Genomic DNA, 10,159 nt, shown 5'->3' with positions numbered 1-10,159 from the left:
ACCGGGCTCTGATCGTGATTCGGCGGCAACGAGTTCATCCACCACCGCCGGGATCGCTCTACCCGGGCTACGTCCCGCCGCTCTTCACAGGCTGCGCCACACGTACGCCAGTTTCGAATCGCGGCTACGGTTCGATCTGATAGACGCTGCGCGCGAACTCGGACATGGCATCGCTCATCGCCTCGGGTTGTTCGGAGCCATCGCGTGCCCCGCGTCGGGAACTACGGCGGTGGTCACTCGGTCACCCAGCATCGGCTTGAAGACGTCGGGTACGACGACGGTGTCGTACTGTGCCTGTAGATCGAGGATCGGGACCGAGCCGCCGGCGAAGTATGCATCGACGGGGGTTTCATTGCGTGCCTGCGCTTGTGCGTCGTGCGTCTCGGGATACCATCCGGTCAGCCAGGGGCTCGGGTCGCGGCCGGGCGCGAAGAATGCCTGCTTCAGGTATTCGAGTCGCTGGGATTCGGGCAGTGAAAGATTCCCCGATCCGTCGATTGCCTCCCGATTTCTGCTGTCGGGCTTTTCGGTGGAGCCGGGAGGCAGTGTTGACTACCCCAGGAGTGGCCCACCACCAGCGATGGGCCCACCTTCTCCTGGTCGAGGACTGCGGCGACGTCGGCGGCGAAGTCGTGCATGTCCAGGCCCTCCATCGGGCCCTTGCTCTGACCGATGCCGCGCGGCTCGGGACGCAGCACGCGGAAACCGTCGTCCGCCAACCGTGCCGCGACGTCGTCGTAGTCTTCTGCGCTCCTTCCGAGGGACGGCAGGATGACGGCCGGTCCCTCTCCCTGGCTGATCGTTTCGATCTGCACGTCACCGAAGGTGACCAGATCCCGTTCGACCGAAGCCGTCGACGATTCTGGTGCGCAGGCGACTGCCGGTGCCGAAACCATTGCAACAAGCGCTAATTGACCATACTTCATGGCGTTCTCCTATGAGCTTTCCCGACGACTCGATGCGTGCGGGAATGGTTCTGCGAATGTGCTGCGTGAAGTCGCAGCAGAATGACGGCGTACGTCAGGCGCAGGACGCCCGTTCGCCCCGCTCGTGAGCGGGGCGAACGGGCATCCGGTGAAGCGGGAGGCGCGATTTCGGGGCTGTGGCGTCAACGAACTTTCTGCGCGCGGTGCCGGAGATGCTGAACACCGCTGACCGCGAGCGCGGTGGCCAACGCCAGGTACAAGGTGATGGTGATGGGACTGTCGACGAGGATGCCGAGGCTGCCTTCGGACACCGCCAGGGCCCGCCGCAGTTCCGTTTCGGCCATCGGTCCGAGGATCACCGCGATCAGGACCGGGGCAAGAGGAATGTTGTAGCGGCGCATGATGACACCGATCAGTCCGATGCCCACCAGCAACCACAGGTCGATGACGGACGAGCTGATGGCGTAGACCCCGAGCATGGAGAACACGGTGATGCCGGCATAGAGGTAGTGCCGGGGGATCGTCAACAGTTTCGCCCAAACCCCGGCGAACGGCATATTGATCAGGACCAGAATGACCAGACCGATGAACAGGGAAGCCAGCAGGGTCCAGACGAGGTCGCCGCTGCGCTCGAACAACAGCGGGCCGGGCTGCATGCCGTATTGCTGGAACGCGGCGAGCATGATGGCCGCCGTCGCCGAGGTCGGCAGTCCCAGTGCCAAAAGTGCGCCCATCGCAGTACCCGCGGTCGCGTTCGCGGCGGCCTCCGGAGCCGCCAGTCCCCGGATGGAACCGGTGGTGCCGAACTCGGTGTCGTTGCTTCGCTTGGCCAGGTGCTTTTCGGTGCCGTAGGCCATGAAGGTCGGCACCTCGGAGCCGCCGGCAGGAATGAGGCCGAAGGGGGCCCCGAACGCCGTGCCGCGCAGCCAGGCGGGCAGCGCCCGGCGGAAGTCGGCGAGGGTGAGCCGAGCCCTGCCGCCAGTCGGTGTCCTGGTTGCCACGGGGTCCCGGTGAATTCGGGTGCAGACGTAGAAGACTTCGCCGAGGGCGAGCAGGCCGACGGTGATGACGACAACCGAGATTCCGTCGAACAGTTGCGGCATGCCAAGTGTGAAGCGGGCGGTGCCACTCGGTCCGTCGATGCCGACCAGGGCGAGGGCGAGACCGATTCCTAGGGCGGCCAGACCGCGGATGACCGATTCGGACACCACGGCTGAGATGGCGAGGAACGCGAAGACCGCCAGGGCGAAGTACTCGGCCGGTCCGAAGACCGTGGCAAGTCGGACCAAGGTCGGCGCGAAGAACACCACCATCGTGGTGGCGATCATGCCGCCGATGAAGGCCCCGATGGCGGCGGTCGCCAGCGCCTTGGCGGCCCGGCCGCTGCGGGCCATGCGGTGGCCCTCGAAGGTGGAGGCGATTGCCGAGGAGTTCCCTGGGGTGTTGAGAAGGATCCCGGAGGTGGAGTCGCCGAAGAGGCCGCCGAAGTAGATGCCGGCGAACATGATGAACGCTGCGGTCGGTTCCAGGGAAAAGGTCACCGGCAGTAGCAAGGCGACGGCCATCGACGAGCCGAGGCCGGGCAGGACGCCCACGGCCGTGCCCAGAAGCGCTCCGATCAACACCCACAGCAGGTTCATCGGTGTCAGGGCCTGCGCGAAACCCTCGAACAGCAGCGGAAGCTGATCCATCAGAACATTCCTCCCACGAACCCGGACGGCAGCGGCAATCCGAGTCCGGCACTGAATGCGAGCTGGATAACGGACGAGAACAACAGCGCGACACCGATGTCGAACACCGGGCGCATGCTGCCCAGTGCCCGGGCCACCACCCAGAACAACAAGGCGGCGCAGAGGATCCAGCCCACCGGGTCGAGCAGGACGATAAACACGATGGCGGCACCGAGAACCTGCGCGAGGGTGCGCCAATTCGAGTACGTCGTCCAACGCGGCGACATCGGTGCAGGCCGGGCATCGGTGCGCTCGTCACCGACATCACCGAGATCGCGGAGCATGTCGGTGGAGAAGTCGCCGTGGCCGGGATGTGGTTCGGCATCGGGCAGGCGGGGGTGCCGCAGGATGTCGACGGCCAGCGCGGACGCTGTCGCGTAGAGCAGGGCGCAGACGATGATCGGGAAGAACTGCGGGCCCGGGACGGCGGTGCCGAGGACGTGCATGGAGACGGTGCCGATCGTGAAGCAGACGGCCAGCACGTAGAGCAGTGCGACGACCACGAATTCGCTGCGACCGGTCCAGAATCGTCGTCGCTGCGGAGCGCTGGTCGACGGGACGGGGTGGCGGTGGGTGATACTCATTGTCCGAGGTCCTCGATGATGTCTTGGGCACGTGCGACTTCGAGTTCGATGAACTGCGCGAACTCGGTGTCGGTCGAGAAGGTGTCGGTCCAGTTGTTGCGGTCGAGGGCCTCCCGCCATTGCGGTGAGTCCCGCATCTCGGTGACGATGTCGACGAGTTCTCGTTTGGCCTCATCCGTGACGCCGGGGGCTGCGACGACGCCCAGCCAGTTCGACATGGCCACATCCACGCCCTGTTCCCGGAACGTCGGCAGATCGATTCCGTCGATGCGCTCGGGTGCGGAGATGGCCAGGGCCCGGAGGGTGCCGGCCTCGATCTGGTCGCTGACCTCGTTGTAGCCGGACACGCCGGCGGTGGTGACATGGGAGAGCAGGGCGGACAAGGCCTCTCCTCCTCCGGAATAGGGGATGTAGTTGACCTCTCGCGGATCGATGCCGGTCTGTTTGGCGAGCAGACCGCTCAGGAGATGGTCGATGGAGCCGAGGGAGCCACCACTGACCGAGGTTCCGCCGGGGTCGCGCCGCGACGCGGCGATGAAGTCGTCGAGGGTCTGAATCGGCGAGTCCGCGGGGACGACCAATGCCGCGTAGTAGTCGGCCATCCGGGCGATCGGTACGACGTCGGCGAGGGACTCGGGATTGTCCGACAGTTCCACCGCGCCCACCATTACCCCGCCGGTGACCATCAGGGCATCTTCGCGGCCCGGGTTCTGGACGAACTGGCTCAATCCGATGGTGCCGCCCGCACCGGGGACGTTGACGACCTGGGGATTGTTCACCGTTCCCTGACTGCGCAGTGCTTGCTGAGCTTCCCGGGCGAATCCGTCCCATCCCCCGCCTGGGGCGGCGGGGGCAACCAGGGTGAGTTTGCTGCGTGCGGTGGCCGTTCCTCCCGAGGAGGCGGCGTTGACGAAGGCCAGGACGGTGACTGCGGCGACCAGGAGGCCGAACAGGACGGCGGGGAGCGGTCGCATGGCGGGTCCTCTCCCCGGACGCGTCCGAGGTCGGCGGTGCTCGTCGGTCGGCGAGGGGCGTGCATCGTGCGGCATGGCTAGCGACCGGTGCCGGACAGGCGGCGGGCGAAGTCGGCGACCGCTTCGCTCATCGCGGCGGGTTGCTCGGGCGCCAGGGCATGCCCGGCGTCGGGGATGACGGACACGGTGACGCGCTCGCCGAGCATCGGCTTGAAGATGTCGGGCACGACGACGGCGTCGAACTGGGCTTGCAGGTCGAGCATCGGGACCGTGCCACCGGCGAAGTAGGCGTCGACCGGGGTCACGTTGCGCGCGTGTGCTTGCGCGCGGTGAGTCTCGGGGAACCACCCGGTCAGCCACGGGCGGGGGTCGTGGCCGGGGGCGAAGAACGCCTGCCGCAGGTAGCGCAGGCGCTGCGCTTCCGGCAGCGACAGATCGCCGGCCCCGTCGATGGCCTCACGCAATCGGCCGTAGGGCTTCTCGGTGGACTCGGGAGGCAGCTTGCCGGCCGACGCCGCGGCCATGACCAGCCCGCGCACCAGATCCGGCCGATCCTGTGCCAACATCCGTGCGGGCTGGCTGCCCCAGGCGTGACCGACGACGACCGCGGGCCCTGACTGCTCGTGGTCGAGAACAGCGGCGACATCCGCCGCGAAGGCGTGCATATCGAGCTGATCCATCGGCCCCTTACTCTCACCGATCCCGCGGGGCTGGGGGCGAAGTACCCGGAAACCGGCGGCGGTGAGGCGGGGTGCGACGTCGTCGTAGTCCTCGGCTGCGCGACCGAGGGACGGCAGGATGACAATCACGGAACCGTGGCCCTGGCTCAAGGTTTCGATCTGAACATCGTTGTAGGCGATGATCGTTCGTTCCACCTCCGCCGAGGCAGGTGTTGCCGACGAGGGCGCGGTTGCTGCGGCACGCAGCGGGCCGGGGGGCTGGTTGTTCGGGTTCACGGGGTTCCCTTCATGCCGAATCGGCAGGCGTCGAGTTCTGGGGTGGGCGAGAGGAGAGGCGTCCGGGACCCACACGGCAGACGAGGGTGAAGCGGGCTCACCGCCCGCTGAGATGTTCGACAGACGTACATTCGTACGACTGACGAATACGCTAAACGTGCTCCACGACACTGTCAACACCTCACCGTGACTGTCATCACTGTACGTTGACCTGCTCCGACTTGATCTTGTGCGCTGTGGACGACGCCTGGGCGTGTGTTGACAGAGATTCACGCCACTCCGTATCGTCGTGAACTTCTTACGTACAAATGTACGTCCTGCGAACAAATGGACTTCGATATGTCTGACTCGACCCCTACGGCACCCGCGAAACGCCCGTCGCTCTTGCGCAAGGCCTTCACCACGCATCTGTACGTCACCGTCCTGGTTTCGATCGTTCTGGGCGCGGTGGTCGGGCTGATCTGGCCGAACGTGGGTACCGCCCTGCAACCGCTCGGTGACGGCTGGATCTCGTTGATCCGCATGCTCATCGGCCCGGTGGTCTTCTGCGCGATCGTGACCGGTATCGCCTCGTCCGGCCAGCTCGCCGGAGTCGGTCGCATCGGTCTCGAGGCGCTCGTCTACTTCGAGGTCGTCACGACGATCGCGCTGATCGTCGGGCTCGTCGTGGTCGACGTGATCAAACCCGGCGCCGGCGTCAACGCCAACCCGGACGACCTGGCGATCACCGGATCGGCGGAGAAATACATCTCCACCGCAGAGAACACGCACTGGTACTCGTTCCTGATCAACATCATTCCCGACACCGTGGTCAGCGCCTGCACCGGACACAGCATCCTGCAGGTGCTGCTCGTCGCACTGCTGTTCGCGATCTCCCTGCGTGTGGTCGGCGCCCCGGCCGCACCGGTGGTCAAGGGAATCAAGATCGTCGGCGACATCTTCTTCGACATGGTCCGGCTGGTGCTGTACTTGGCACCGATCGGCGCCTTCGGTGCGATGGCCTACGCCACCGGTGCCTACGGCTGGTCCACCCTGCAGAGCCTGGCTTCGCTGGTCGTGACGTTCTGGGTCACCGGAATCCTGTTCTGCCTGACCGTCTTCGGCATCATCTGCCGGATGGCCGGCATCCGAGTGCTGCGCCTGTACAGCTACTTCAAGCCCGAGATCCTGGTGACCCTGGGAACCTCGAACTACGAGGCCGTCATGCCACAGCTGATGGAAAAACTCATCAAGATCGGCTGCCCGCCCCGCATTGTCAACCTGGTCGTTCCCGCCGGATACGCCTTCAACTCCGACGGCGTCTGCCTCTACCTCGGGTTCTCCTCGTTGTTCCTGGCCCAGGCCTTCGGCATCGACATGAGCTTGACCCAGCAACTCGCCCTGCTCGCCGTCTTCCTCATCACCTCCAAGGGCGCGGCCGGGGTGGCCGGCGCAGGATTCGTCATCCTCGCCGCGACCTTGCCCACCACCGGGGTCATTCCGGTCGCGGGCATCATGCTCATCCTCGGCGTCGACCGGTTCATGTCCACCATGCGCGGCCTGGTCAGTCTGTCCGGTCAGATGCTCGGCAGCATCGTCGTCAGCCGCTGGGAGAAGCAGTTCGATTCGACGTACGCCACCGAGGTCATGAAGGGGCACCCCACCCCGACTGTGATCGATGCCGAACCGGCCATCGCCCCAAAAGAATTCGCCGCGAGATGACGCGCCCACCCCGCCAGAACACCGATCGACCAAAGGACGAATAATCGTGGCAAGAGTCGTACCCGCGACGGGTACCGGAGAAGTCGCCGACCGAGTGCGCGCCCGCCGCGGCGGCCACCTCACTCCGCTCGACGAGGCGCTGCTGCACAGTGAACCCTTCGCCGACGGCTGGAACACCCTGCTCGGCGCGGTCCGCAGCAACATGGACCTGCCGGGCGAGTTGCGGGAGCTGGCGATCTGCCGGGTCGCCGACCTCAACGGCGCCGAGTACGAGTGGCGCGCACACGCCCCACTGGCACTGCGTGAGGGAATGTCCGCAGAACAGGTCGCGGCCCTACGGGACGGCGCCGACGCATCACCGCTCACCACGCGACAGCTGCTGATCCGCGACTACACCGATGCGATGACCCGGACGGTGTCGGTCGACGACGAACTCAGCGACCGACTGCACGCGGAACTGGGCACCCAGCAGTTCGTCGAACTCACCGGAACCATCGCCGCCTACAACATGGTGTCGAGGTTCCTCGTCGCCCTCCACGTCGGACAGCAACGACAGACCGAAGAAAGTGAAGTAACAGCATGAGTGCACGCCTGCAAGGCAAAGTCGCGATCGTCACCGGAGCCGGCAGCGTCGGCCCGGGCTGGGGCAACGGCCGGGCAGCGGCCGTCCGCTTCGCCGAAGAGGGCGCACGCGTCTTCGCCGTCGACCTCAACCGCGACGCCCTCGACGAAACCGTCGCCCGCTTCGACGGCCCCGACGGTGCCATCGTCCCGTTCCAGTGCGACGTCACCGACACCGACGCAGTGCGCGCCATGGTCGACGAATGCCGCAAAACACTCGGATCCATCGACGTCCTGGTCAACAACGTCGGCGGATCTCGCGCCGGGGGACCGGTGGAAATGAGCGAGGCCGACTGGAACCGTCAGCTCGAATTCAATCTCACCACAACCTTTCTGACCTGCAAGCATGTGCTCCCACACATGAAGGAAGCCGGGTCGGGCGCCATCGTCAACACCGCCTCCACCTCCGGCATCCGCTGGACCGGCGCCGCCCAGTCCGCCTACGCGGCCTCCAAGGCCGGCGTCATCGCCTTCACCCGCTCGATCGCCGTGCAGCACGCCCCGCTCGGCATCCGCGCGAACACCGTCGTTCCCGGCCAGCTGCACACCCCGATGGTCGAGGTCCGGCTCGCGGGCCAGCGGACCGGGGGAGACGTCGACAAACTCCTCGAGCAGCGCGTGGCCCGGATCCCGCTCGGCTTCATGGGCGACGGCCGTGACACCGCGAACGTCGCGCTGTTCCTCGCCTCCGACGAGGCACGGTTCATCACCGCCACCGAGATCGTCGTCGACGGCGGCATGTCCGCCCGCTGCGACTGACGACGCCGCCCTCGCCCGACAGGAGATCCCATGACCCTCGGACCCGAACCCACCATCCCCGGACCGCTCGTACACCCCACACCGCCGTCCTTCCGGCCCCCGCCGGGATCGTGTGACAGCCACTGCCACGTCTTCGGCCCGGCCGCGACGTTCCCCTTCGCCCCCGACCGCACCTTCACCCCACCCGACGTCCCCGAGGCCGCACTGGCACGGTTGCACAGGACGCTCGGGATCGACCGCGCGGTCATCGTCCAATCCGCCTCGCACGGACGCGATCACGCGGTCCTGATCGATGCGCTGCGTATCGGCGGCGGCCGCTACCGCGGTGTCGCCCTGATCGGCCTCGACACCCCGCGCAGCGAACTCGACCGACTGCACGCCGAGGGTGTGCGGGGAATCCGGCTTCAGTTCATGCCGCACCTCGGGGCCGCGCCGACGGACGAGGAGATTCTGCGGTACGCCGACCTGGTCGAGCCGCTCGGCTGGCACGTCGAGATTCACGTCGCGGGCACCGGACCCGTCGACCGCTTCGGTGTCATCACCGAGATCCCCACCCGCGTGGTGATCGACCACCTCGGCCGGGTGGACTTGAACGACGGACTCGACGGCCCGCCCGTGCAGGCACTGCGCCGACTGCTCGACACCGGCACCGTCTGGCTCAAGCTCAGCGGCACCTACCGCGTCACCCTCACCGGCGCGCCCTACGACGACGCCAACGCGCTGGCCGCATCCCTGGCGGCGCACGCCCCCGAGCGGGTCGTGTGGGGGACCGACTTCCCCCACCCCAATCTGCACGGCCCGATGCCCGACGACGGGATTCTCCTCGACGGCGTCCCGGACATCGTTCCCGACGAGCGAAACCGACACAAACTCCTCGTCGACAACCCGACCGAACTGTTCGACTTCGCCTGACAACCAGCGCCGTCTGAAATCAATACGGGCGCAGATCCTTTCCAGGGTCTGCGCCCGTGTCTGTCGGTCAGCCCGAGGCGGTGTGATGCCGAGAAAAGCGGCTGTGACTCGAGATCGTTTCCGCGGTACGCAGCAACTGCGGGACGACCTCCTCTTCCAGAGACTGCACCGTCACCCGTGCCGCATTGGCAGAGACGTTCAGCGCCATGATCGGGCGGCCCTGATGGTCGTGCACGGGCACGGCCGCCGACCGCACCCCTTCCTCCCGCTCGCCGTCGATGATCGCGAAACCCTGCTTGCGGACCCGGGCAAGTTCCTCACGCAGTTCGTCCGGATCGCAGATCGTCGTGGGAGTCAATCGTCGTAGTTCGGTGCTCGCGAGATACTCGTCCAGCGCCTGCGGCGACAACGAGGCCAACAGCACCCGGCCCAACGACGTGGGATACGCCGGCAGCCGTGCTCCCACGGTCAACGTGATCGTCATCGACCGGGCCGCCGGAACGCGGGCCACGTACACGATGTCGGGAGCGTCCAGGACCGCCAAAGACACCGACTCCCGCACCGAATCGGCGAGATCCCGCATGTAGGGCATCGCGTGATCCCACACCGGCGTCGACGACAGGTAGGCGTACCCGAGCCGCATCATCTGCGGCGTCAGCACGAACGTCTTGTTCTCCGCGGGCGAGGCGAAGCCCAGCCGCACCAACGTCAGCAGTATCCGCCGCACCGTGGGCCGGGTCAGCCCGGTCAGCGCGGACGCCTCCGAAATGGTCAGGGCGGGATGCTCGGCGCTGAACGCCTCGATCACCTGAAACGCCTTGCTGACCGACTCGATGTAGTCCGGATCGTCTCTCGGCATCTGCCTGTGCTCCTCCTCGCGTACGCACCCCGGTCGCACGCCGCTGCAGTCTCTGAGCACGCTGGGCACGGCCGAAACCCATCCTAACGTCCAGTCGGCCAGTACCCCCGACGCAACGCTGCCACCCGCCCGATCCC

General features: G+C 66.6%; 10 protein-coding genes. 4 read left to right on the top strand and 6 right to left on the bottom strand.

The window, feature by feature from the left end; all coding sequences use genetic code 11:
- Positions 1 to 443 precede the first annotated feature (443 nt).
- The 5 genes from AZG88_RS54625 to AZG88_RS37470 form a co-directional block, all read right to left on the bottom strand.
- Positions 444 to 896 carry an alpha/beta fold hydrolase gene (locus AZG88_RS54625; protein ID WP_231914334.1) on the bottom strand — a complete coding sequence of 151 codons (453 nt, stop codon included), beginning with the start codon at positions 894 to 896 and terminating at the stop codon, positions 444 to 446.
- A gap of 212 nt (positions 897 to 1,108) precedes the next feature.
- Positions 1,109 to 2,617, bottom strand: coding sequence for a tripartite tricarboxylate transporter permease (locus AZG88_RS37485; protein ID WP_061700578.1), 1,509 nt, complete (start codon positions 2,615 to 2,617; stop codon positions 1,109 to 1,111).
- Entirely contained in the window at positions 2,617 to 3,240 is a 624-nt protein-coding gene (locus tag AZG88_RS37480; protein WP_061700577.1) for a tripartite tricarboxylate transporter TctB family protein, read from the bottom strand. The genes AZG88_RS37485 and AZG88_RS37480 overlap by 1 nt, the downstream gene beginning before the upstream one ends.
- Positions 3,237 to 4,214, bottom strand: coding sequence for a Bug family tripartite tricarboxylate transporter substrate binding protein (locus AZG88_RS37475; RefSeq protein WP_061700576.1), 978 nt, complete (start codon positions 4,212 to 4,214; stop codon positions 3,237 to 3,239). The genes AZG88_RS37480 and AZG88_RS37475 overlap by 4 nt, the downstream gene beginning before the upstream one ends.
- Positions 4,215 to 4,291: 77 nt before the next feature.
- The gene (locus AZG88_RS37470; RefSeq protein WP_231914333.1) at positions 4,292 to 5,170 is read right to left on the bottom strand and encodes an alpha/beta fold hydrolase; all 879 of its coding nucleotides are present in this window, start codon (positions 5,168 to 5,170) and stop codon (positions 4,292 to 4,294) included.
- A gap of 339 nt (positions 5,171 to 5,509) precedes the next feature.
- Between AZG88_RS37470 and AZG88_RS37465 the strand changes: the two genes are divergently transcribed.
- Genes AZG88_RS37465 through AZG88_RS37450 form a run of 4 tightly spaced genes read left to right on the top strand, consistent with a single transcriptional unit; the run spans position 5,510 to position 9,163 of the window.
- The gene (locus AZG88_RS37465) at positions 5,510 to 6,871 is read left to right on the top strand and encodes a cation:dicarboxylate symporter family transporter (protein ID WP_231914332.1); all 1,362 of its coding nucleotides are present in this window, start codon (positions 5,510 to 5,512) and stop codon (positions 6,869 to 6,871) included.
- A gap of 46 nt (positions 6,872 to 6,917) precedes the next feature.
- A complete protein-coding gene (locus AZG88_RS37460) occupies positions 6,918 to 7,454 on the top strand; it encodes a carboxymuconolactone decarboxylase family protein (RefSeq protein WP_005242623.1) in 537 nt (178 codons plus the stop codon).
- Positions 7,451 to 8,251: an SDR family NAD(P)-dependent oxidoreductase gene (locus AZG88_RS37455; RefSeq protein ID WP_005242621.1), complete on the top strand. Its 801-nt coding sequence runs from the start codon at positions 7,451 to 7,453 to the stop codon at positions 8,249 to 8,251. The genes AZG88_RS37460 and AZG88_RS37455 overlap by 4 nt, the downstream gene beginning before the upstream one ends.
- 30 nt (positions 8,252 to 8,281) lie before the next feature.
- Positions 8,282 to 9,163, top strand: a complete 882-nt coding sequence (locus AZG88_RS37450; RefSeq protein ID WP_061045468.1) for an amidohydrolase family protein — start codon at positions 8,282 to 8,284, stop codon at positions 9,161 to 9,163.
- A 67-nt stretch (positions 9,164 to 9,230) separates the two neighbouring features.
- On the opposite strand, the gene AZG88_RS37445 is transcribed toward AZG88_RS37450, so the two are convergent.
- Positions 9,231 to 10,022 carry an IclR family transcriptional regulator domain-containing protein gene (locus AZG88_RS37445; RefSeq protein WP_005242619.1) on the bottom strand — a complete coding sequence of 264 codons (792 nt, stop codon included), beginning with the start codon at positions 10,020 to 10,022 and terminating at the stop codon, positions 9,231 to 9,233.
- Positions 10,023 to 10,159: the final 137 nt, after the last annotated feature.

This window comes from Rhodococcus sp. LB1, from assembly GCF_001583455.1.
GTDB lineage: Bacteria > Actinomycetota > Actinomycetes > Mycobacteriales > Mycobacteriaceae > Rhodococcus_F > Rhodococcus_F opacus.
Note: the sequence above shows the minus strand (reverse complement) of the source record. Positions and strands in the feature narration are given on the sequence as shown.

What these genes read in the sequence shown, in the direction of transcription:
- AZG88_RS54625 (WP_231914334.1), bottom strand. Translation starts at nt 896, where the DNA reads ATGGTTTCGGCACCGGCAGTCGCCTGCGCACCAGAATCGTCGACGGCT.
- AZG88_RS37485 (WP_061700578.1), bottom strand. Translation starts at nt 2,617, where the DNA reads ATGGATCAGCTTCCGCTGCTGTTCGAGGGTTTCGCGCAGGCCCTGACA.
- AZG88_RS37480 (WP_061700577.1), bottom strand. Translation starts at nt 3,240, where the DNA reads ATGAGTATCACCCACCGCCACCCCGTCCCGTCGACCAGCGCTCCGCAG.
- AZG88_RS37475 (WP_061700576.1), bottom strand. Translation starts at nt 4,214, where the DNA reads ATGCGACCGCTCCCCGCCGTCCTGTTCGGCCTCCTGGTCGCCGCAGTC.
- AZG88_RS37465 (WP_231914332.1), top strand. Translation starts at nt 5,510, where the DNA reads ATGTCTGACTCGACCCCTACGGCACCCGCGAAACGCCCGTCGCTCTTG.
- AZG88_RS37455 (WP_005242621.1), top strand. Translation starts at nt 7,451, where the DNA reads ATGAGTGCACGCCTGCAAGGCAAAGTCGCGATCGTCACCGGAGCCGGC.
- AZG88_RS37450 (WP_061045468.1), top strand. Translation starts at nt 8,282, where the DNA reads ATGACCCTCGGACCCGAACCCACCATCCCCGGACCGCTCGTACACCCC.
- AZG88_RS37445 (WP_005242619.1), bottom strand. Translation starts at nt 10,022, where the DNA reads ATGCCGAGAGACGATCCGGACTACATCGAGTCGGTCAGCAAGGCGTTT.